The organism is Wolbachia pipientis, from assembly GCA_023052945.1.
Classification (GTDB): Bacteria; Pseudomonadota; Alphaproteobacteria; order Rickettsiales; family Anaplasmataceae; genus Wolbachia.
The window spans coordinates 469,717-491,981 of the sequence record CP095495.1; the positions used below are offsets into that span (position 1 = coordinate 469,717).

Sequence of the window (22,265 nt, forward strand, 5' to 3'; positions counted from 1 at the left end):
ATGAACATAAAGCTGTTTTTTATTTTTACGCTACTCATTTCCAATGTTAATGCATATTGCAGTTGTGAAGATATCATAGAAAGCATAGAAATTTGTAAGGAGTATTCTTGCCGACAATATATTGGCAATGAAGATTTTATTGAGCATAAAATATTAGGATTAAATAGTGGAAATTTATGCGTATATATAGAAAAACAAGGTGATGATGAAATGGTTTGTCATCATTCTCAGTATGGAATGATGATAGAAAAAAGATATTTTGAAAGTATTCTTAAAGTTGGCAATCAAGAAATCGATGATTTTATTGATATAGCAAATTTGCGTGCAAAAGAGTGTTTCTTTATTAACAATCAAAAACTAAGCTATACAGATCGGGACGATATAATAAGAGAAGCAGTGGAAAGTGACTTTGACGTTTTGTCACAATATAGTAACGTAAAAAGCATTTTTTTTGATGAAGAGCCAGTTAATAGAATGGTCAATGAAATGGAAAAGTTCAATTTACGGTCTTCAAGAGCTGCAAAAGAGGAGGTATCAGATAATTTCAACTGTAAGGTAGTGAGTTTAGACTCAATTTTATATTTTTCTCCCGATACATGGAAAGTATGGGTAAATGGAAAGCTGTTTATAAATACTAAGGACTTAAAGGTGCACTCAGTCACTGAAAATTGTGTGACTTTTGTATGGGCCGTAGACCAAAAAGCAATAAAAAAGCATGCGAATGATTCTCAAAATGTATATCTTGGACATGGGAGTGTTATGTTTACGCTTTATCCAAAACAAAAATTTGACTTGGATAGCTTATCTATTAAATAACTTAGTATATAGCCAAAGTGACTTAGGTTTACCGACAATTTGAAAAACCGTCATCCCGCTGCTCGTTAGCGGGATCTCAACATAGATACCGCGGGTGGGTAGCTATATATGCGCTTGTAGCTCAGTTGGATAGAGCGTTGCCCTCCGGAGGCAAAGGCCGTGGGTTCGAATCCCTCCAAGCGCACTTTTAATTAAATTTGACAATAGTACTTTCACATAAGATAATAAAGGGATTTATTTAGAGCATAATTATGTCTGGTGGTACCATAAACAAAGTCATATTAGTTGGTAATTTAGGAAAAGATCCTGAAATTAGGACTACACAAAATGGAAAAGAGATGGCAAGTTTTTCAATAGCCACGTCTGAAAGTTGGACTGACAAACTTTCCGGTATGCGCTCTGAAAAGACAGAATGGCATAATATTGTAATTTTTAGTGAAGGATTAGTAAAAATCGTCAAAGATTTTGCACGCAAAGGCAGTAAAGTTTATGTTGAAGGTTCTTTGAGAACTAGAAAATGGACTGACCAAAACGGTAGTGAAAGATACACAACAGAGGTGGTTCTATATAATTTTAATAGCGCTCTTACTCTCTTGGATTCGCGACCAAATTCCGATTACAAGCTAAGTGAATACAAGCAAAATGAAACAGAACAAAAAAATAAGCACGAAAGTTTTGACAACGATATAAAAGATGAACTAATCGACGATGAAATACCATTTTAACAATTTAAATTGAAATTTACATTTTTATGGACTGCTTGTGTTACTCCCTTTAATTACAATGGGGATAGCATAGATTATAGCAGTTTGCAGCATTTACTTACAATACAAGCTGAAGCTGAAAATGGCGTAGTGTTACTGGGTAGCACAGGTGAAAGCCTATCGCTTACTGATTCTGAAAAGCGTACATTAGTTGAATTTGTATGTGAGCTAAAATTAAATACAAAAATTGTAATTGGTGTACCAGGAGTGAATCTATATCAGACTCTTGAATGGCTTGATTTTTGCAAGGATATGCCTATTCACGGCTATCTAATGACAACCCCCATTTATGCAAAGCCTGGAATTATGGGGCAGACTTTATGGTTTGAAAAGCTGCTTGAGAAAGCACATGTGCCGGCTATGTTTTACAATATTCCATCGAGAGCAGGAGTGAGTCTTCATGCTGAAACTGTACACAACTTATCCAGCCACGAAAAATTTTGGGCTATCAAAGATTCCAGTGGCACCGTTGGTACTTCAGCTCAGTATAAGAAAGTTGCTCCAAATATTGAGGTCTTTTGCGGAGATGATAATATGATATCCGATATGGCCGCTTATGGCGTAGCTGGTCTGGTTTCCGTTGCTTCCAATGTTTGGCCACACGCAGCACATGAATATGTTAAGCAATGCCTACTGTCATTCCAGCACGTAACTAGAAAAAAAACAACTCCTCAAATGACAGGAAATGACGTAAAAAGTTCAACAGATATCTGGCAACAAGCTTGCAAAGCTCTATTTATTGCCAGCAACCCAATACCTACTAAAGCACTTCTGCATGATATTGGGCTCATAGAACACAAAACCGTTCGCCTACCACTTAGCACAGAAGACTTGCCTTCTGTTGAAACATTGAGGCAAGTGAATGCTTGGATGGAAAGAATTGGCTAGTCTTTAACAACAATAAGGATGAAAAAGAGTTTTATCTGCAACACCATCAACTTTCACATCGCTGTCAACCGAGCCACTCGGTGGTGGTGGAGAAGAAAAGCGTTCAGTTATTTTACTAAAAAGTTGTATAACAATTGCGTTTGCTATTAGAGTTAAAGCAATTATAGCTACAGGTGATGTAAAGCCAAGAGCAACCAATCCTGCTCCGATTCCAAAACAAACAACAGCACTTGCTATCAAAGGTACAACATACTTACTCAAGCTATCAAACAATTTAGCTTTTTCATTTATCCTTTTTTGGTCGTATATACCACCATACACTTTTTTGGTATTGATAAGCAAAAGAATGCCAACAAGCGTACACCCAACTAGCGGGATTATAGAGCCAATCATTCCTCCTACAATAAGAGGTGATAAACTAGAACTACACATAGTAAGAGCTATGGTACTAGCTATGAGTCCCAAAGACCCTATGGTTACTGCTGCATATGATGCAAACTTTTTTTGATTAGGCATAAATTCCCTCTTTATTGATATAATCCTTTATTGCTATATAATGTTGCAACCAATGTCAATTATATAACTGAGGGTTTTTAATTGACTTTGAGCGCACTTCAGTCTATACAATTTTAATATCTTAAGCTATAAGACATGTCAGATCTATAGCTAAAGTGACTTAGGTTTACCAATAATTTGAAAAACAAAAATTCGTCATTCCGCTACTTGTTAGCGGAATCTATACTGCGAATAAATCGCGGTATGACGTGTTGCTTAGGTCAGCTATAGGATCTGTACCAGCACCATGACCTTACCCAGAAAAAATGGAGAGAAAGAAAGGAGTTTTTTTGTGGTAATCCAATTAACAGCTTGCTCATTATAGTCTTGCAACTTTGATTTAATATACAATCCAAGTGTCATTTGAACACTCCCAAACTTATCACTTTATGCCACTGGTCTTCATCTAAAATTTCTACACCTAATTCCACTGCCTTTTTATATTTGGATCCTGGTTTTTCTCCTGCAATTAGGTAGTCAGTTTTAGCAGAAAGATGTGAGCTGACCTTTGCTCCTAGAGTTTTGGCTCTTACTTTTGCCTCTCCTCTACTCATAGCAAGTAGCTTACCAGTAAACACTATAATTTTATTATTTAAAACAGAGTCACTAGAGTTGGAGCTCACAGGAAGAATTTGAAGACAAGCAGTAAGATCATTTAACATTTTGATATTATGTTCCTTAGAAAAAAATGATTCCAAAGATTCAGCCCCTTTTTTTCCTATGCCGTCTATACCGACTAGCTCAGTATTATCTGATGACAGTTCAATCATCGAATTATACCAATTATCATAAGAAACATAATAATCTGCAAGCAATTCTGCTGCAACTTGGCCAATAAATCTAATACCTAAAGAAAATATAAACCTATCTAGAGTTATTACCCTTCTGCTTTGTATAGAATTTAACAAATTAGCTATAGATTTCTCGCCCCAGCCAGACTGTCCTTCCAGATTAAATTCATCCAATTTTTCTTCTAAAGTAAAAATATCATGGATTTGTTTTATCAGATCAAGGTCGTAAAAAAACTCTATCTGCTTATCACCAAGGCCAACAATGTCAAATGCATCTTTCGATACAAAATGCTTTAGTTTTTCTATTATTTGAGCTTTACAGGCAAATTCCTCAGGACATCTTACTGCCGCTTCTCCCTCAACCTGACGTACTTTACTACCACATTCAGGGCATACTCCAGGAAACACAAATTCAGGTGTATTTGGAAGACGAGAATCTCTGCTTACTTCAATGATCTGGGGAATTACATCTCCTGCCCTTTTGATTGTTACAATATCTCCCTCTCTTATGTCTTTACGTTTTATCTCATCTTGGTTATGCAGACTTGCTCTACTAACTAGCACCCCACCAATATTGACTGGCACTAAATCTGCAACTGGAGTTAAAACCCCTGTTCTGCCCACCTGTATAAATATCTTATTTAACTTTGTTTTTGCATAAACCGCAGAAAACTTGTATGCAAGTGCTGAGCGCGGTGCTTTGTGAGTATTCCCTAGACGATTTTGTAGTACCAAATCATTTACTTTATAGACTATTCCATCAATATCATAATCCAGGTTATAGCGACAGTTATAGACTTCATTATAGAACTTCAGCATTCCATCCAAACTACTCGTTAAGGACTGATGCTCATTTACGCAAAAACCAAGTGCCTCAAGCTTATTTAGTATTTCACTTTGACTTTTCTCTGCTCCACCAATCAAAGAATAAGCAAAATATCTAAGTGGTCTACTTGCTGTAATGTTTGCATCCAATTGCTTTAGAGAACCAGCAGCTGCATTTCGAGGATTGGCAAATTCATCGTTTTCATTTAACTTTAAAAAGTCGCTGTTACTGATGTATATTTCACCTCTTACTTCTAGTCTTCCTTGCACACCTTGCAAAAACTTAGGAAAGCCTTTTATTGTTGCAACATTGTGAGTGACATCTTCCCCTACAAAACTATCACCTCGAGTTGCAGCTTTAACAAATCTTCCATCTTCATAAATTGCAGAAAATGACAACCCATCAATTTTTGGCTCACATAATATCTCTATTTTATCCTCAATTAAAAACCTCTTTATTTTAGACAAAAATTTCTCTACACCTTGTTCATCATAAGCATTCTCAAGGGAAAGCATAGGCTCTTGATGTTCTACCTTAGAAAACCTCTCATCAGGTGGAGCACCAACACTATTTTCTGTTTCACCAATTTCTGAAAATTGTGCCTCCATTTCAACTAACTTTCGCTTCAGCTCATCATATTCAGCATCACTTATTTCTGGCTTATTTTTTTGGTGATATAAAACATTATGATAATTTATTTGATCTTGTAGTTTTTCTCTCATCTTTTCTAAGTTAGTCATGATACCAATATAATGCTACATTAGCCTTTGTCGTCAAGTCATGAATTTTTCTAAAAAGGTACCATAAATGATTTCAACTTGCCATGTATACTACTGCTCTGAAAAGCAATCATACTAATATTAATATAACATTTATATTTACATGCTAATATTAATATTATTTTTAAATTAAGAAGTATATTATGAGTAAATATAATTACAACAGTTGGAATGATCAATCAAGTGATGTCCCTCCTGTTTGTAAAAGATAAGACTTAATCTGACAGACAAGAATTAACTGACAGAAGAATTGAGGTAGTTAAAACTAATATCAGTCTCTTGTTTAATGCTACTAATATTTTTCTGAAAAGCAATATGTTTGCTATCAAGAAAAGTCTGCATAGGTGTTTTTCCATAGCAGTACTTACCAGAGTGAGGTCTTGTATCATTATAAGAATGCAACCAACAATCAACATCAATCTGTAGATCTTCCAAAGAATTGTAGATTTTCTTTCTAAAGATAATATTGTAACACTCATCTTGCATAGTTCTATGAAATCTTTCACATATGCCATTAGTTTGTGGAGAGTTGGCTTTGGTTCTAGAATGGTCGATATTTTCGATTCCCAAATATAGCTGATAAGCGTGATTTTCTGGCTTGCCACAATATTCCGTACCCCTATCAGTTAGAATGCGTAATAATGGAATTTTCTGCTCATCAAAAAATGGAATAACCCTATCATTGAGAAGATCTTCAGCTGTAATAGCTGTTCTGTCCGTGTAAAGTTTAACCATTGCAACCCTGGAATAAGTGTCAACAAAAGTCTGCTGATAAATTCGCCCTATACCTTTGATATTGCCCACATAATAGGTATCTTGAGAACCCAAATAACCTGGATGTTGCGTCTCAATTTCACCATGAGCTTCCTTTTGTTCTTTCATTTTTTCTAAAGCTGCAAGTTGTTCTTCAGTTAAAATGATTCCGTCTTGAGCTACTTTTGTCTCTAGTGCTTTAAGTCTCTTTTTGAGAGTTTCAAGGTCATTTCTTAGCCATACAGACCTTACTCCTCCCTGAGAAATTATTATACCTCTTTTTCTCAGTTCATTTGCAGCTCTTTCTTGCCCATATGCTGGAAATTCTGTTGCTATACCAATCACTGTTCTTTCTATATTATCGGAAACTCTGTTCGCTAATAGCGGTTTTTTCTTACTTATTTCATGTAATGCTCCCTCTCCTCCATTTTCATATAACTCCTTAAATCGATAAAATGTATCTCTTGAGTATCCCATCACTTTACATGCTTGAGATACATTTCCTAGTTGTTTTGCTAGTTCTAATAACCCTAGCTTTGGTTTTAGTATTTTTGTTTGTATTGTACTCATTTCTAACACTCCTTTCTTTTATTATTTTATAACTTGCTTTTTTAAAGTGTCAGATCAAGTCTTATTTAATACACCTCAGGTTATATTTTTTCTGAAAATTGCGATAAACATTCGACATAATCTTAAATATCTTTATCTCTCGGATCTTGTTTTCTACTCTCATTCTAAATGATGCTAATCTTCTATTATGCTCTGGAGTTAATGGCTTTTTACGATACTTTTTATATGGAATTATAACATTGCTTTGCAATTTTTGCCAACCTTGATATCCAGAATCGGCATGTTTTATGCTATCAAGTGGTAAATATTTTTCTTGTTTCCTTATGCGGAAATCACTAATTCTACCACGGTATGACTTTGACACTGATAAAATTCTTCCTCCTTCTTCGATAATAATCTCAGTTTTCATAGTGTTGGTTCTTTTTTTCCTGAATATGATTTCTTCCGTTTTTTACTATCTTCTGGTCTCTGTATTTGCTGTTCTGTAACATCAGCCAAAATCTTCAGTATTTTTTCTGGCGTCATACTTCTATCTTTTGTTATAGTCACTTTTTTGGCGAGTAATGGCTCTATTCTCTTAAGTAACCTACATACATTTGCGTTGTGTACATTGAATAGGCATCCTAAAAATCTATGTGTTATGTAAGTGCGATAGTACAAAATTACGCAAAACAACTTATCTTCCAGAGTTGGTAGTTTTGATCTTCTACCATGACACTTTTTCTGTTTTTCCCATCCAGACCTCACTTTTTCCACTACTTTTTCGAACTCCTCTATAGTTAAACCTGTTATATTACGAAAGTTTCTTGGGTATTTTTTCATATTATAGTAACTAAAGCTCATTTTTTTCCTTACTTGATCTGCTTATTCTTCTTCTACCTCTCTCACATCATTTTTTCAATCACCTTTTTCAGCAGGTCTATAGTTCTTTAACGCTAACTATGAATCAGCCAAGAAAGAAGAGTAGGAACACTTGCTTTAGCAGTACATTTATATAAAATTAGAGTAAATAAGTTGCTATTTAAATGTTAACAAGATTCGCTCCAAGCCCAACTGGCTACCTCCACGTAGGAAACGTACGAACTGCCTTGGTTTGTTGGATGTACACACGCAATCAAAACGGAAAATTTTTACTCCGTTTTGATGATACTGACCTTCAGCGTTCAGATGTCAAATATATAAATAATATCATAGAAGACCTAAAATGGATTGGTATCGATTGGGATGCAAGTTTTAAGCAATCAGAGCGCTTTGAGCGCTATAACGAGGTGTTCTTGCAGTTAATAAAAGAAGGGCATATTTATGCATGCTATGAAACAAGAGAAGAGTTAGAAATTAAACGAAAGTTGCAATTAAAACAAGGACTTCCTCCTGTTTATGACAGAAGTGCATTGCTTCTAACTGAGCAAGAGAAAATCCATTATGAGCAAGAAGGACGAAGACCACATTTCAGGTTTAGATTGGATAGAAATGAAGTTGTTAAATGGAATGATGAAGTTAAAGGTGAAATAAATATTGCAACCAGTAGCGTCAGTGACCCTGTGGTAAAAAGAGAAGATGGAATTTACACATACATGCTACCTTCTGTTATTGATGACGTTGACCTTAATGTAACCCATGTTGTACGTGGGGAAGATCATGTAACTAATACTGCAGTGCAAATCCAAATGATTAAAGCATTAAAAGCGAAAATTCCTATGTTTGCTCACCTTTCTCTGCTACATTTTGACGATAGTAAGATATCCAAGCGAGCAGGTGGGTTGGATATCAAATCTATAAAAGAAGATGAGACTGAACCAATGGCGCTAGTTAGTTATTTAGTGAAGCTCGGAACATCCAATCCAATTGAAGCTTGCGCCTGTATGCAATCTTTGATTGACTCATTTGACATTAAAAAATTTAGCTCAGCATCTGTACAATTCAGCTTGAGTGAAGTATACAAGCTAAATAGCAAAGTGCTGCAACAAATGCCATTTGAAATGGTGCAAGACCGTTTAAATCAAATTAGAGCGGACTCCTCAGAGTTTTGGTATTTTATAAGGAACAATATAGAAAGGTTTTCTGAGGTGGCCAAGTGGTGGAAAATATGCAAATCTGATATAGAGCCTGTAATTCTTGATAAGGAGCTTATAAAAATCGTGCTCAATACATTACCTCAAGACGATTGTAATGAAAACACATTATCAGAGTGGGTCAAAGCCATTCGACAAACAGTGGATATAAAGGCAAAAGACCTATTTACGCAGTTGCGTTTAGCTTTAACAGGAACAGAAACAGGCCCAGAACTTGCTAAATTATTAATTTTTATCGGCAAAGAAAATATCATTGCAAGGTTAAAAGAAAAGTGAAAACCAAAGAATTATAGCTAGTGCAAGTCAGTACGTCATACCGCCGCGGTATCTCTAGATCCCGCTAACAAGCAGCGGGATGACGGTTGTCGGTAAACCTAAGTTACTTTAGCTATATATAAAAGGTTTAAGTGGTTGTATTGATGTATCTTTGTATTAAAAAACACCCAATAAGCAGAGTTGTAAGTGGAATAAACCATAAAGTGTAAGTGCTAGGTGGGGTAGTTATAATTGAATTGCCGTAAGAATTTTTTAACTCTGAGATTATCTCTTCATCTGTGTATCCATCATTGATTTTTTTACGAATTGCTTTTCGCATATCATACGCGATCTGAGATCCAGATTCAGACAATGATTCGCCAGAACATATTGGACACCTTATTATTTCAAATAAACTGGTTGCTCGTTTTTCCATGCTTTTATCTCTGAGTTTATTATCCAGAGTAAAAGCATTTACGCCTGAGTGGAATATCAATATGAAAAGTAAACTAACTACTGCTTTCATCCTTGGTTAATTGGGTTATTTTACTGAGCTGGTTCATAAAATCAGTGATGGATAACTTTCCAATAAAGCTTGACCCTACATCATCATCGTACTTTATTGAAAATTGAACGCTGTCATCAGTTGTTTTTTCTGATAAGAAAGACATTAATTTTCCAAACGCATCTGAAGTTTTTGAGTCACCAATCATAAACGAGATTAATTCTTTATAATTTGATATAGCCACGTTGATTTTGTCTTTAAATGAAGACGTAACCAAATTATAATTTTGCACTCCACCATCTGCAGCAAGAGAAAAATTATTACTTTGAATTAAAAATTTCTCTATGTTGAAATTAACTCTGGAAGCTGAGATGTGGTTTACAAATTCGTAATCAAATTTAGTGTCGATACTAAGGTAACTTTCAGGACTTGCAGTATTTTTATACCGATAAGTATAAAAATCAAATCCTAGTTTAGTATTTCCATTCAGTGCTTTATCGAGGTGAAATTGAATGTAATTGCTTTTATCATTCACTTCAGTTATAACACTTTGCTGATTTTCTGAAACATCACATTTTAATCCATAATCTTCGTAACGAAGTGTATCTATATAGTCTATCACGCTGTTGAATCGCAATGAAGATGGTAAATCATTTAGTCTAACAACAAAGTGGCTGCTATCGTTTGTGTGGCATTTTATATTCTTTTTCTCATCACCATGAACAACAATGTTGACTTCATTGCTTGGTATGTAGATATATACTGATTTATCAAACAATCTATTTTTTATCAATAAAGCATCAGATGAGATGGTTAATTGCTCATTGGAAAATTTTGGGTTTGTCACACGAAAAATTAGGTTAGAAGGAAATCCACTAAAATCATGTGAAATATCGAACTTTTCGTCGTTAATGTATAGTATTGCTTCAGCTAAAAGATTTTTTACCTTACATGCAGAAAAATACCAAAAACCACTATACGCTACAGGAATAAACAAAAGTAAAGAGATGATAATATAGATAAAAATCTTACGCATAGCTAATTATTTCCCTGTTTATCCAATGATATATTTCTTGTACCCCTTGGTATGGTTACACACAAACCGTCGATATCTTTTGTGATTTTTATTTGGCACCCAAGTCTTGATATCTCTGTTAAGCCGAATGCTAGATCTAACATATCGTTTTCCTCATCAGATATGGGATTATGCGTTTCTACAGCATCATAAAATTCTGGATCAACAATCACGTGGCATGTAGAACAAGCAAGAGAGCCTTCACATGCACCTTCAAGCAGATCTGGATCACTTCTGTGGGCTAAATTAAGCAGAGTTTCTCCCTCTGCAGCTTCATAGCTTTTCTTACTCCCATCAGGTAAAACAAAAGTAACAGATGGCATATTATTCCTATTAAAATCCTTACTAATTTCTCTATATCCTACAGGTAATAACTAATATTTGCAAACTCTTTGCAATTCCAGTGCCTATTTCTTGTTATCCAAGTACCCCTTTCTTGTCATTCAAGTAGCCCCTTTCTTGTCATCCGAGTAGCCCTTTCTTGTTATCCGAGTAGCCCTTCTCTTGTCATCCGAGTGCTCCTAATAATGTCATCCCAGTGCGTGACACTGGGATCTAGTTTTCTTTACAAATTTACCAAAAGTGTTTCATTCTATAACGCAAAACCCATATTCACAAAACCCAATGCATTACTTGCAGTCTAGATCCCAGTGTCAGCTACTCGGATGACAAGAAGAGGGCTACTCGGATGACAAAAAAGGAGCACTGGGATGACACCTGTAGCCCTACGTCATACCGCTGCGGTATCTCTTAACATAAGACCTGCTGAAAAAGGTGATTGAAAAAATGATGTGAGAGAGGTAGAAGAAGAATAAGCAGATCAAGTAAGGAAAAAAAATGAGCTTTAGTTACTATAATATGAAAAAATACCCAAGAAACTTTCGTAATATAACAGGTTTAACTATAGAGAAGTTCGAAAAAGTAGTGGAAAAAGTGAGGTCTGGATGGGAAAAACAGAAAAAGTGTCATGGTAGAAGATCAAAACTACCAACTCTGGAAGATAAGTTGTTTTGCGTAATTTTGTACTATCGCACTTACATAACACATAGATTTTTAGGATGCCTATTCAATGTACACAACGCAAATGTATGTAGGTTACTTAAGAGAATAGAGCCATTACTCGCCAAAAAAGTGACTATAACAAAAGATAGAAGTATGACGCCAGAAAAAATACTGAAGATTTTGGCTGATGTTACAGAACAGCAAATACAGAGACCAGAAGATAGTAAAAAACGGAAGAAATCATATTCAGGAAAAAAAAGAACCAACACTATGAAAACTGAGATTATTATCGAAGAAGGAGGAAGAATTTTATCAGTGTCAAAGTCATACCGTGGTAGAATTAGTGATTTCCGCATAAGGAAACAAGAAAAATATTTACCACTTGATAGCATAAAACATGCCGATTCTGGATATCAAGGTTGGCAAAAATTGCAAAGCAATGTTATAATTCCATATAAAAAGTATCGTAAAAAGCCATTAACTCCAGAGCATAATAGAAGATTAGCATCATTTAGAATGAGAGTAGAAAACAAGATCCGAGAGATAAAGATATTTAAGATTATGTCGAATGTTTATCGCAATTTTCAGAAAAAATATAACCTGAGGTTCAATATTATTGCTGGTATTGTAAATCTTAAGCACGCCTTTTAGTTAACCTTGATTTTAGTCACCCTCCTTTCCTTTTTTTTATCGCTTGATTCGCAGCAGGTCTATAGATCCCGCTAACACGTAGCGGGATGAAGGTTGTCGGTAAGCCTAAATTACTTTAGCCATAAATATTTAAGAAATTCACCAAACGAAAAAAAAGGCAAAAGAAGCCCTAGTCATTGTCTATTTTCAGTATTGGCGTTTTTTAAGTCTTAAACGCTGCAATTTAGCTGCTTTTAAATGCAACTAACCTTAACTATAAATGTTTAAGAAATTTACTAGGCAGAAAAAAAAGGCAAAGAAAACCCGTGGTAGCTAGTTATTACACTCTCTATTTTAAAATTTGACGTTGGGTGATGTCTTGAACGCTTTATAAGCGCGTTTCAGCTTATGTAGGTAAAAACCTAGAAATTTTATAAAGACATACGGTGCACATAGTGCAAAAAATTAAACAATAGTACGCCAAATACAAGTTTTCTTGTCATTTTAATCTGCTGCAGAGATTGCGAAGTTAAATAAAATAGCTTCACTTTCATGATAAGGGGGCTGGCGGAGTTTGTCAAGGAAGTTTTTTCGTTTCTACTGAATGACAGTTGTGACCTATGCAAGAAGTCTGTTGTAGTTTGTACGATATCTTTATAAAATGGTTCGCATAAGTTATCTAGCAGTGCAACTAAACAAATACAAAAATCAAAACGTCGCGGTTTTTGGTCTTGGTAAAACTGGTTTATCCGCCATTAACGCTCTAATAAAGAGTGGTGCAAGAGTATATGCATGGGATGATCATGAAGAGCAAATAGCAAATGCAAAAATGATGTATAAAAAATGTAATTTTATTCATCCCAAGGAATACAATTGGCATGAGATCAGTGCATTGGTTTTAAGCCCTGGGGTGCCAACAGAGCCACATTGGATAGTAAAACTTGCAAGGAGATTTGATTGCAAAATAAAATCAGACATTGAGCTATTTCTTGAAGCTAAAACTACGAACCAGAAGGTAATAGGCATCACAGGAACAAATGGTAAATCAACCACTACATCACTAATAGGGCACATATTAAAATCTGCAGGGAAAAAAGTAGCTATTGGTGGAAATTTAGGCGTTCCTGTTTTGGATCTAGAAAGAGATGCAGAAATTTATGTAATTGAATTTTCCTCTTTTCAATTGGAGTTGATGAATGAAATTAACGTGGACATTTCAGCACTGCTCAATATTACACCAGATCACATAGATAGGCATGGAAGTATGGAGAACTACATAGCAACTAAATTAAAACTGATAAACGGTAGTGAGGTTGCCGTAATAGGATGTAACAATGAGATTACTGCTGACATATTCAACAAATTCACTGGAAACAAAATTCCAATCTCAGTAACATATTCCCCGATGTCATTCCAGCGCGTGACGCTGGAATCCAGAAAAGAAAAACCATTGCCAACTACTCAGATGACAGAGGGTGGTGCAAGAGATCTAATATCATTGGCAGGTAACAATTTGCTTGATTATAGTGAACAGATTACTGGTATAGATCGAAATTATCTGGATCCCAGTGTCAGCTACTTGGATGACAAAAGGGGCACTGGGATTCAGAAGATCTCGTTAAAACTAGAGAATCATAGCTTATCAGTAAGCGACGTGAAAATAAACCTAATATCCAATGCAGAAAACGTAGCAGCCGCATATGCCGTATGTAAGCTACTTGGAGTAGATAGCAACACTATTATCAATGGAATCAAGTCCTTTTCAGGACTGAGGCATAGGAATGAACTGCTTGGCAAAATAAGAAATGTGTTTTTCGTGAACGATAGCAAAGCAACTAATGCAAAGTCGAGCGAAAAGGCGGTCCTATCTTATGAAAACATAAATTGGATCGTTGGTGGAAGAAGCAAAAAAGGTGGAATAGAATCATTAAGCAAGCATTTCACGAGGATTAGAAAAGCTTTTCTTATTGGGGAATCAACCGAAGCCTTTGCAAACACTATGGAGAATAAAGTAGATTATGTTAGATGTTGCAATCTAGAAGATGCATTCAGATTGGCTTTTGAAGAGGCCTTAAATAGCGCAGAAGAAGTAACTATATTACTTTCTCCCGCGTGTGCTTCTTTTGATCAATGGAAAAATTTCGAGGAACGTGGTGAAGCATTTTGTAGAATGTTTGAAAATCTCAGGTACAATCACACATGCTGTTTAGTACAATGTTGCGTGGAACAAAAGTTAATAATAGATAAGCTAATTAGGGTTATTCCATTTGAAGGGATAAGCAATGAAATCCTATTAAAAATTTGCACAGACCTTAATCTAGCTAATAGCTTTTGCAAATTTCAGAATGGAATATATAGCGCTTTGGAACACATAGCAGAGGACTTAAATAACTCAATGGAAGCTGAACTAAGAAATTCCAATTTAGAAGATATGAAAGTGCGAGAGCGGGTAAAGTTAGCTATTCAAATACGCCTTTCGAACTACGCTAAGCTACCGAATTATAGAGAACTTTTAAAAAATGTTTTATCATTCTCCGTATCACCAAAAAATACATATTTTTCTAGTAAACTTTTATACAGAACTATTAGCACAATTTGGTATGGCATTCATGATCAATCAACAGATTTTAACTACTATACAAAAAGAGCAATATTAGCTGGAGTGTACTTAAGTACGATACTTTTTTTTATCAATGATTATTCAGAAGATTTTGCGGATACTTTATCGTTTCTTGATAACCGTATCAACAATGTCATGACATTTCAAAAATTCAAAACTCGCTTAAAAGGAATCATAGGAAATTTTTTATAAGCTTTTCATCATACTGATTATTCATATTTATATTCTCTTTTATATTCTCTATAGACCTGCTGAAAAAGGTGATTGAAAAAATGATGTGAGAGAGGTAGAAGAAGAATAAGCAGATCAAGTAAGGAAAAAAAATGAGCTTTAGTTACTATAATATGAAAAAATACCCAAGAAACTTTCGTAATATAACAGGTTTAACTATAGAGGAGTTCGAAAAAGTAGTGGAAAAAGTGAGGTCTGGATGCGAAAAACAGAAAAAGTGTCATGGTAGAAGATCAAAACTACCAACTCTGGAAGATAAGTTGTTTTGCGTAATTTTGTACTATCGCACTTACATAACACATAGATTTTTAGGATGCCTATTCAATGTACACAACGCAAATGTATGTAGGTTACTTAAGAGAATAGAGCCATTACTCGCCAAAAAAGTGACTATAACAAAAGATAGAAGTATGACGCCAGAAAAAATACTGAAGATTTTGGCTGATGTTACAGAACAGCAAATACAGAGACCAGAAGATAGTAAAAAACGGAAGAAATCATATTCAGGAAAAAAAGAACCAACACTATGAAAACTGAGATTATTATCGAAGAAGGAGGAAGAATTTTATCAGTGTCAAAGTCATACCGTGGTAGAATTAGTGATTTCCGCATAAGGAAACAAGAAAAATATTTACCACTTGATAGCATAAAACATGCCGATTCTGGATATCAAGGTTGGCAAAAATTGCAAAGCAATGTTATAATTCCATATAAAAAGTATCGTAAAAAGCCATTAACTCCAGAGCATAATAGAAGATTAGCATCATTTAGAATGAGAGTAGAAAACAAGATCCGAGAGATAAAGATATTTAAGATTATGTCGAATGTTTATCGCAATTTTCAGAAAAAATATAACCTGAGGTTCAATATTATTGCTGGTATTGTAAATCTTAAGCACGCCTTTTAGTTAACCTTGATTTTAGTCACCCTCCCTTCCTTTTTTTTATCGCTTGATTCGCAGCAGGTCTTATGTTAAAATAGCTTAATATTTATTAACAATAAAATGAAAGTTATTTATTACACCAATGGTAATATCAAGCCAGAAGAAAATACAAAACACGTGATAAACTTTTTTGGAGTACTTGGGTGTATTAAGGTTAATGCTCGTGATAAAAATCCACATAAGAAGCAAGGAAGTAAGTTAGTTAAGCACTACTTTGACTATCCCTATTTTTCTAGAATTGTTAATCCAGAATCCTTTCAAAAAGAATTAAATGCTGAAGAAAAAAATTCAATAGGAGAATAGTATCACTATGGTTATGTTTTGCTATATTGTCCACTGCTTCTATTGTATCGTCATACTTGGCATACCAGAATCAAAAATCAAAAAAGGCACTTACAGGGTTAGTTTTTGCATCAGTAGTTCTATCAATTTTGGCTACCATATGTTTTATCGTATTTTGCCTATGGATGCTTTTTGACTTTGTTAAGGAAAGGTTCGTTGTACATAGAATCAAAAGCCTTTTGGAAAATGAAGTCAGCCCTGAGTGGATAAAGCGTTACAAAAAAAAACTTGTAGGTGACGATAAGAAAGTGGATGCAGAAGCTCACGATCAAGAGTTAGGAGAAAATAAAGATATAGAAGATATTGTAGAGTTCTTCTTGAAAAGAAAGAAAATTGTAGCGCTATATGAATTTCTAACAAACGGTGAAAAGTTGGTTCAAGCTGGAATGGCAATGGTAAACATGTTACTTGTGAAAGGTGTGCGTCCAAACGATATAATTTTGGATACTAACTCTCTTGGAGGAGGAATTGCAGCAGAAGTTTTAAAAAGGTTTGAAAAGCAAGGGATTTATTTAACGCTAATTCATAGTAATTCTTATAGCTCGATTAAGGATGCAACTAATAACTTTCCTCATGGGGTAGGGAATTTTTTCATGAGACGGCTTCCTGCAAAATTCTTGAATTTTTGGTTTAGTTGTTGCGGATTGGAATTTAATTCACAAGAGGTTATAGAGAATACAAAATGTCCTGTATTGATTGTTGGTAGAAAAGGTGATACTGTAATTCCACAGGAAGCACAACTCGTTGGTAAACTTCCAGATTCATCCACATCTGAACGGTTTAGATGGAATATAGTACTTGAACACGATCCTCAAAACACGGAGTGTAAGAGCAAAAATATTCATACTGATCATAAAGAACATTTAGTTTACCATGAAGATAACGGTAGTATAAAAAAGTATGAAGAAAAAGAAAATAAATTTATTGAAGAAGCACGTGAATATTTAATAGACTCTGAATTTAATAAAAATTTTGATCTAGAGAAGTACAGAAAAAGTGGTTTCTTTGAAAAATTGACGGAAATAGAACTGGAACCCATCAATGAAGAGCATATGCAAGTTTAAGTTAATAGAGAAAGAAAAATTATTCTTGCTATACCATAGGTACGTTCCAAGATTATACTAAAGTTTTTATTGCACTCAAAACCTTCGTTTTTCCTAATCTCTAGAATTATCAACGCATCATCACTTAACCAGCCTGAGTGAGCTAATCCATTCAACGTTGATTCAACTAAATTACTATTATAAGGTGGGTCTATAAAAACTATGTTGCACTTTGAAATAGGTTTTGGTAATCCGTTAGCACTGCAACAAATTAGCGTAACATTGTCCGTAATTCCAAAATCTTCTGCTGTTTTTTTAGGCAGTTGCAAATTGTAATAATCTGAATCCACCATGAATGCATGTTTAGCGCCGCGAGAAAGTGCTTCAAATGAAAAAGAGCCACTTCCGCAGAATAAATCAAGTACATTCAAGTTATAAATAGGTTTTCTTGAGGAAAGTATACTAAATATTGCTTCTCGGACAACACTCATAGTTGGCCGTGCAGCTAAATGCTTGCCTGTAGTTATTTTTCTTCCACGATATTTGCCTGCAATAACACGTAGCATACTAAATGAGCTCCAAATTAACTAATTATTTAATAATACATATTTAACGTCAATATGGCTTTAGCAGTTTAATAGAAAGAAGCTATCAGAGTTACTTACAAGAAGAATACAAACACAAGACCATCAGTTGTTTTTCTTTGATTTGCCTGCTGCATTTATTGCTTGACCAATCTCATCTTGTAAATCACCATAATCATTTCTTTCACCACGATTTATCCCTTCAATTCTGCTTTCTAATTCTAACTTAATTATAGTATTGATTTTATCTATATCATCTAGAAAACCTTTACATTCTTCATTACTATATTCCTCACCAGATGCCTTTTTTTCGATAAATAGACTTTTAAACTCTGCAAGATCAGAATTCTGATCGGTATTTAGTACAACATTTCTCTCTATGAAGCTAAGATCCGACAGTAATAAACTAATCTCTAATAGATCTTCACTTTTCACGCTTTTAAGGTCTTCAAGGCTTTCTAAAATACTAAACACCTTAAGCCTTTCTTGTGCAATCTCTTTGTCTTCCTTATCAAATTCAGACAATAAACTATGATTATCTACAAATTTCTCACTCAAAGCTTTATTCAATTTAACGAAGTCGATGTCGTTATCTGGCAATGTATTATCTAATAATAGATCCACTCTTGCTCTGCGCGCATTCAAGATGTCATCATAGTCATTTAACTTTATATTGCCATCATCGTCTTGCTGCAATTTATAATAATCAAAGCCTTTGAAATTTTTATTAGTCTTCATCTTCAATCCTCTTTATCTCCTTTTGTATCTGGTTTCCTCATTGGTTCCGGTAATTTCCTTTTACTGTCTTCTCGATCTCTTTTTTCTTTTCTTTCAGCTCTTTCAGCACGTTTTTCTAAAGCTTCCTTGGTATTCATTTCAAAAAGTGCCTTAACGTACTCTTCTGGACTTTTTGGTTCTTTAAATAAAGGCTTAAGATTATAAACTTTGCCTTCTCGATCTCCTCTTTCTTTTTTTCTTCTAGCTCTTTCAGCACGTTTTTCTCTAGCTTCTGGAGTATTAATATATTCTTCTGGACTTTTTGGTTCCGTGTCTAAATTTTGTGCTACTTTATTTAATTGATCAGGCTTATCTTCTTCTGTTGGCTGATCATGCTGTGGTTGATTAGGCTTGTCTTCTTCTGGTTCTCCCTTGCGTCCTATGGTGTGATCATGAAGTTTTTCTAAGAATTCCCGTCTATGTGATTTTGCTCTATAGAGTAGGTTATGATCATAGCCATGCTTTCCTATAGAATCAAGGCCATGTTCCCAAGTAAACTTCATAGCATCTTCTATTGTATAGCCCAAATGTGACCCTACATATCCTTTGTAATAATCTAAATATTTACCAATCCTTCTATGTGTAATATCTTCTTCATCAACTCCAAACGCCCTGTAGATTTTTTCCTCAAGCTTATCAACGTCATTTTTAGGTGATATTGCAAATTTTGTTGCTTCAATAGTAGCACCTACAAGCTTACGCGGTACATCAATAGCATATTTCAGCACTCCTCCAACTCTTGGTATTTCACCTAGCAGATTAGCCGCATCTTCAGCTAATCTGTCTGGTAAATGAGTAACCCAACTGCCTAAAGACTCTAGTTTTCCACCAGCAAAATTTTGCCACTTCCGTTTGAATCCTTCCATTATGTCAACCAAAGGCGATGCTTCATACATTCTAGATATATTGTAAACACTGAATCCACCACCAGCTATACTTGAGCCCATTTGTTGTACGAACTCGCGTAAGGAGAACATTAAAAATGAAAGCAAGAATAACACAAAGATTTCCCCTGCATTAATTAAATAACCTCTCTGTATGTCTTGCACCCTTTGGTAATCGCTATTATTTTGATAATCTTTATTTAAGTCAGAGAAATTTTCCAATTTACAGCTTTTACCACTTTTAATCACCTTTTCCACTAAAGACTTTATCTCTCTTTTAAGATCTGGTCTTATGGTACCATTTCTATAATCATTCATCATCTCCCGATAATTGCTGCATTTCTCATCTACTGACCTGCAGTAAAATTCTCTTATTTTACTGTCTATATCTATTCCTCTATCTATACTATTAATCAGCAATAAGATATCAGTCTTTTCCACTGCATGTGATAAACTATTTGTTAAGCGTACTAGATCTTTTGCACTACAGCCATTACTAACTATCATATCACTTTCCGCAATATAGTGGTCTGCTGGATTCTTTTTAGTGCCAGGAATTGGATTAAAGAAAGGGTAATCTATATAACGAAAACCTTTTTCAATGTAATCCGGTGGAAGAGGGATATACCCAGCACCGCCAGTAAATTTTATTGTACCACCTTCTCTGCTTATCTTTTCTATACCTTCTATGTTCTTATCTACGTTCAGCGGAGAAGCTTCTCCAAGAGTGTAAGGTACGAAAATTTGCCCTGGGGTCCAACCAAAGTACTGCTTATCAACGATACAAAAACCGCCAAACACCCATTTTGGAGCACATAACCTTACCTCAAACCATTTATTGTAGCATACAGTAAAACCTAACTGCCTATAAAAGGTATTCATTATAATGGAAGCCAGTAATGACAAGAGAGCAAATATCATAATCGACTGTAAACAAAAGCTGATGCAGAATTTTATCCAACCTTCAAACAGACTTTTCAGCGGTGAAAATAAAATAGAGATCAGGAACAATGGCATGATAGCTATAAGAAAAGCTATACCCATAAAACCAGAGAGAAATATTATGTAAGCATATAAGCACAGCAAGAAATATAAAACTATCCCTATGAAAATTGCTGGTATCATAAGTAAGCTTGCCCACATTTGGTAATTTAAAAACGCTGCAAACTTTTTCCAAACAGAATAAGCAAAAAACTTATTGAACATGTCCTCCATGAAGCTAAACAACTTAGCTTCATCTCCTTGAGCAATACTTCCGGTGTTCATGTTGGGAGCAAAATTAGTAATTATACTTATCAGTTGTTCAAGACCTTTAACGAATAGAACGAGAAAATGATCATAGAAAAATCTAAAGCTTCCAGGAGATATAAGCACTATTACTAGAGTGATTTTCATCATTCTGATGAGCATATCATGCTTAGTTTCTCGTATCATGCCAAAAAGATAAAGAAGCGATGAAATCATTACAAATAGAACAAGCAAGGAAAGAACAAAATTGTGAAAGCTCGTATTTTTTTCAGCTATATTTTCGAACATAGTTTGCGCAGCCGCACACTCACTACCTTTACAATCTTTATTAGGTGAGATCAATAAAGTGTCTTTTAGATAATGATAAACTTCATTGAAAAATCCAAAGGTACTTGGTTTTTGTACTCCACCCAAAAACTCAAAAGAGTAGCCACCTACATTATCTAAGTAATATCTATCTAATATTTTTACATATATTTTCCATCCCTTTTCTAACTTCAACTCATTACAATTTCTGTCCTTTAATTCAGTGCTATCTCTGTCTAAAGTAAAAAGTCCATTGTCGCCCTCTGCTGTGGAGTTATAACCTAGATGTACAGTAGGATATTGAGGATCGCGCATTAACTTTAGATTTTCGTTAGGATCATCTTTCCCCGTTTGAAACAAAAGGTAAGCACCATGACCATTGGTAAACCAGCATGGAGCACCACGTGATACTGTATTTGCGCTATCATCTTCATTAATGCACTTGCAATTTACAGTGCAACTTGCATTAGGCTTACTTGAAAATTTTTGTATGCTAGGTTTATAATCATTACAAACTAAGTGAAAGTCGGGTAGACTATTATCACCTGACTTGCCTTCAAATTTAGTTGCATATTTTAACTGCTCCAAGCTTTGTAAGGTATAACTGCCTTTTTTAGATTCCTTCTTGTTATTATTACTCCAAGATGTCCATGCACCATTAACTCGCACTATTAAGCTATCTCCATTGGTTTCGAGTCCGGTATCCTCCCACTTCACCACTTGGTTATGGTGAAAACCATAATTAATTTCGCCAGTTTCAGGATCAATAACTTCTCCATCTCCTGGAATAAACGCATCGTGGTCGCTTGAAAAATGAGCGCTTACTGCAATAGGTTTAGGACCAAAATAGTCAGCAGATATGCACCTTGGAAAAGGCATATCATTCTTACTACAACCTGTGATCAGCATATAAGCTGCAAGAAGTAATACCCTAAACCAACATTTGCCTAAGCGTGATTGCATATCTAAACTTTTTCCAAATATAGAAATAAATTTCTAAAACTTT

16 protein-coding genes, 1 tRNA gene and 4 pseudogenes are annotated in these 22,265 nt (G+C 34.8%); 11 read left to right on the top strand and 10 right to left on the bottom strand.

The window, feature by feature from the left end; genetic code table 11:
- The 4 genes and pseudogenes from MWH06_02235 to dapA all read left to right on the top strand — a co-directional run bounded on the left by MWH06_02235 (window position 1) and on the right by dapA (window position 2,475).
- Complete coding sequence (locus tag MWH06_02235; GenBank protein UPA55466.1) at window positions 1–816, top strand: hypothetical protein; 816 nt, start codon at window positions 1–3, stop codon at window positions 814–816.
- 110 nt (window positions 817–926) lie between these two features.
- Window positions 927–1,000 (top strand) — tRNA-Arg (locus MWH06_02240).
- A 67-nt stretch (window positions 1,001–1,067) separates the two neighbouring features.
- Window positions 1,068–1,541 (top strand): single-stranded DNA-binding protein, encoded by a 474-nt coding sequence (ssb, locus tag MWH06_02245; protein ID UPA55467.1) that lies wholly within the window; start codon window positions 1,068–1,070, stop codon window positions 1,539–1,541.
- Window positions 1,542–1,550: 9 nt separating this feature from the next.
- Window positions 1,551–2,475 (top strand): annotated as a pseudogene (gene dapA / locus MWH06_02250) (4-hydroxy-tetrahydrodipicolinate synthase).
- On the opposite strand, the gene MWH06_02255 reads toward dapA, so the two are convergent.
- The 4 genes and pseudogenes from MWH06_02255 to MWH06_02270 form a co-directional block, all read right to left on the bottom strand.
- Window positions 2,472–2,984, bottom strand: coding sequence for a hypothetical protein (locus tag MWH06_02255; protein ID UPA55468.1), 513 nt, complete (start codon window positions 2,982–2,984; stop codon window positions 2,472–2,474). The pseudogene dapA and the gene MWH06_02255 sit on opposite strands and share 4 nt — an antisense overlap.
- Before the next feature lie 398 nt (window positions 2,985–3,382).
- Window positions 3,383–5,380 (bottom strand): NAD-dependent DNA ligase LigA, encoded by a 1,998-nt coding sequence (gene ligA, locus MWH06_02260; GenBank protein UPA55469.1) that lies wholly within the window; start codon window positions 5,378–5,380, stop codon window positions 3,383–3,385.
- A 273-nt stretch (window positions 5,381–5,653) separates the two neighbouring features.
- Window positions 5,654–6,742: an IS481 family transposase gene (locus MWH06_02265; GenBank protein ID UPA55470.1), complete on the bottom strand. Its 1,089-nt coding sequence runs from the start codon at window positions 6,740–6,742 to the stop codon at window positions 5,654–5,656.
- A 61-nt stretch (window positions 6,743–6,803) separates the two neighbouring features.
- Window positions 6,804–7,585: pseudogene (locus tag MWH06_02270) on the bottom strand (transposase).
- Between the two features lie 182 nt (window positions 7,586–7,767).
- Here MWH06_02270 and gltX point away from each other — a divergent pair.
- Complete coding sequence (gene gltX / locus MWH06_02275) at window positions 7,768–9,090, top strand: glutamate--tRNA ligase (GenBank protein ID UPA55471.1); 1,323 nt, start codon at window positions 7,768–7,770, stop codon at window positions 9,088–9,090.
- Between the two features lie 127 nt (window positions 9,091–9,217).
- On the opposite strand, the gene MWH06_02280 is transcribed toward gltX, so the two are convergent.
- From MWH06_02280 to MWH06_02290, 3 genes are read right to left on the bottom strand one after another with little or no spacing between them, the layout of a single operon-like run.
- Window positions 9,218–9,595, bottom strand: coding sequence for a cytochrome c-type biogenesis protein CcmH (locus MWH06_02280; protein ID UPA55472.1), 378 nt, complete (start codon window positions 9,593–9,595; stop codon window positions 9,218–9,220).
- Window positions 9,579–10,610 (bottom strand): hypothetical protein, encoded by a 1,032-nt coding sequence (locus MWH06_02285; GenBank protein UPA55473.1) that lies wholly within the window; start codon window positions 10,608–10,610, stop codon window positions 9,579–9,581. The genes MWH06_02280 and MWH06_02285 overlap by 17 nt, the downstream gene beginning before the upstream one ends.
- Before the next feature lie 2 nt (window positions 10,611–10,612).
- Window positions 10,613–10,972 carry a ferredoxin family 2Fe-2S iron-sulfur cluster binding protein gene (locus MWH06_02290; GenBank protein UPA55474.1) on the bottom strand — a complete coding sequence of 120 codons (360 nt, stop codon included), beginning with the start codon at window positions 10,970–10,972 and terminating at the stop codon, window positions 10,613–10,615.
- Window positions 10,973–11,486: 514 nt separating this feature from the next.
- On the opposite strand from MWH06_02290, the gene MWH06_02295 reads away from it, so the two are divergent.
- The 6 genes and pseudogenes from MWH06_02295 (at window position 11,487) to MWH06_02320 (ending at window position 17,481) form a co-directional block, all read left to right on the top strand.
- On the top strand, window positions 11,487–12,302 hold the full coding sequence (locus MWH06_02295; protein ID UPA55475.1) for a transposase: 816 nt from the start codon (window positions 11,487–11,489) through the stop codon (window positions 12,300–12,302).
- Between the two features lie 640 nt (window positions 12,303–12,942).
- A pseudogene (locus MWH06_02300) lies at window positions 12,943–14,478 on the top strand (Mur ligase family protein).
- A complete protein-coding gene (locus tag MWH06_02305; GenBank protein ID UPA55724.1) occupies window positions 14,452–15,093 on the top strand; it encodes a COQ9 family protein in 642 nt (213 codons plus the stop codon). The pseudogene MWH06_02300 and the gene MWH06_02305 overlap by 27 nt, the downstream one beginning before the upstream one ends.
- Window positions 15,094–15,224: 131 nt before the next feature.
- Window positions 15,225–16,039, top strand: a pseudogene (locus MWH06_02310) (transposase).
- A 96-nt stretch (window positions 16,040–16,135) separates the two neighbouring features.
- Complete coding sequence (locus tag MWH06_02315; protein UPA55476.1) at window positions 16,136–16,378, top strand: hypothetical protein; 243 nt, start codon at window positions 16,136–16,138, stop codon at window positions 16,376–16,378.
- A gap of 218 nt (window positions 16,379–16,596) precedes the next feature.
- Window positions 16,597–17,481 carry a hypothetical protein gene (locus tag MWH06_02320; GenBank protein UPA55477.1) on the top strand — a complete coding sequence of 295 codons (885 nt, stop codon included), beginning with the start codon at window positions 16,597–16,599 and terminating at the stop codon, window positions 17,479–17,481.
- Here the strand turns inward: MWH06_02320 and rsmD are convergent.
- The 3 genes from rsmD to MWH06_02335 all read right to left on the bottom strand — a co-directional run bounded on the left by rsmD (window position 17,478) and on the right by MWH06_02335 (window position 22,222).
- On the bottom strand, window positions 17,478–18,026 hold the full coding sequence (gene rsmD, locus MWH06_02325; GenBank protein UPA55478.1) for a 16S rRNA (guanine(966)-N(2))-methyltransferase RsmD: 549 nt from the start codon (window positions 18,024–18,026) through the stop codon (window positions 17,478–17,480). The genes MWH06_02320 and rsmD overlap by 4 nt on opposite strands.
- Window positions 18,027–18,149: 123 nt before the next feature.
- Window positions 18,150–18,782 (bottom strand): hypothetical protein, encoded by a 633-nt coding sequence (locus MWH06_02330; protein ID UPA55479.1) that lies wholly within the window; start codon window positions 18,780–18,782, stop codon window positions 18,150–18,152.
- Between the two features lie 2 nt (window positions 18,783–18,784).
- Window positions 18,785–22,222 carry a type IV secretion system protein gene (locus tag MWH06_02335; GenBank protein ID UPA55480.1) on the bottom strand — a complete coding sequence of 1,146 codons (3,438 nt, stop codon included), beginning with the start codon at window positions 22,220–22,222 and terminating at the stop codon, window positions 18,785–18,787.
- Between the last annotated feature and the right edge of the window lie 43 nt (window positions 22,223–22,265).

Excerpts from the sequence above, each read along its gene's own strand:
- MWH06_02235 (UPA55466.1), top strand. The coding sequence starts at position 1 with ATGAACATAAAGCTGTTTTTTATTTTTACGCTACTCATTTCCAATGTT.
- ssb (UPA55467.1), top strand. The coding sequence starts at position 1,068 with ATGTCTGGTGGTACCATAAACAAAGTCATATTAGTTGGTAATTTAGGA.
- MWH06_02255 (UPA55468.1), bottom strand. The coding sequence starts at position 2,984 with ATGCCTAATCAAAAAAAGTTTGCATCATATGCAGCAGTAACCATAGGG.
- ligA (UPA55469.1), bottom strand. The coding sequence starts at position 5,380 with ATGACTAACTTAGAAAAGATGAGAGAAAAACTACAAGATCAAATAAAT.
- MWH06_02265 (UPA55470.1), bottom strand. The coding sequence starts at position 6,742 with ATGAGTACAATACAAACAAAAATACTAAAACCAAAGCTAGGGTTATTA.
- gltX (UPA55471.1), top strand. The coding sequence starts at position 7,768 with ATGTTAACAAGATTCGCTCCAAGCCCAACTGGCTACCTCCACGTAGGA.
- MWH06_02280 (UPA55472.1), bottom strand. The coding sequence starts at position 9,595 with ATGAAAGCAGTAGTTAGTTTACTTTTCATATTGATATTCCACTCAGGC.
- MWH06_02285 (UPA55473.1), bottom strand. The coding sequence starts at position 10,610 with ATGCGTAAGATTTTTATCTATATTATCATCTCTTTACTTTTGTTTATT.
- MWH06_02290 (UPA55474.1), bottom strand. The coding sequence starts at position 10,972 with ATGCCATCTGTTACTTTTGTTTTACCTGATGGGAGTAAGAAAAGCTAT.
- MWH06_02295 (UPA55475.1), top strand. The coding sequence starts at position 11,487 with ATGAGCTTTAGTTACTATAATATGAAAAAATACCCAAGAAACTTTCGT.
- MWH06_02305 (UPA55724.1), top strand. The coding sequence starts at position 14,452 with ATGTTTGAAAATCTCAGGTACAATCACACATGCTGTTTAGTACAATGT.
- MWH06_02315 (UPA55476.1), top strand. The coding sequence starts at position 16,136 with ATGAAAGTTATTTATTACACCAATGGTAATATCAAGCCAGAAGAAAAT.
- rsmD (UPA55478.1), bottom strand. The coding sequence starts at position 18,026 with ATGCTACGTGTTATTGCAGGCAAATATCGTGGAAGAAAAATAACTACA.
- MWH06_02330 (UPA55479.1), bottom strand. The coding sequence starts at position 18,782 with ATGAAGACTAATAAAAATTTCAAAGGCTTTGATTATTATAAATTGCAG.
- MWH06_02335 (UPA55480.1), bottom strand. The coding sequence starts at position 22,222 with ATGCAATCACGCTTAGGCAAATGTTGGTTTAGGGTATTACTTCTTGCA.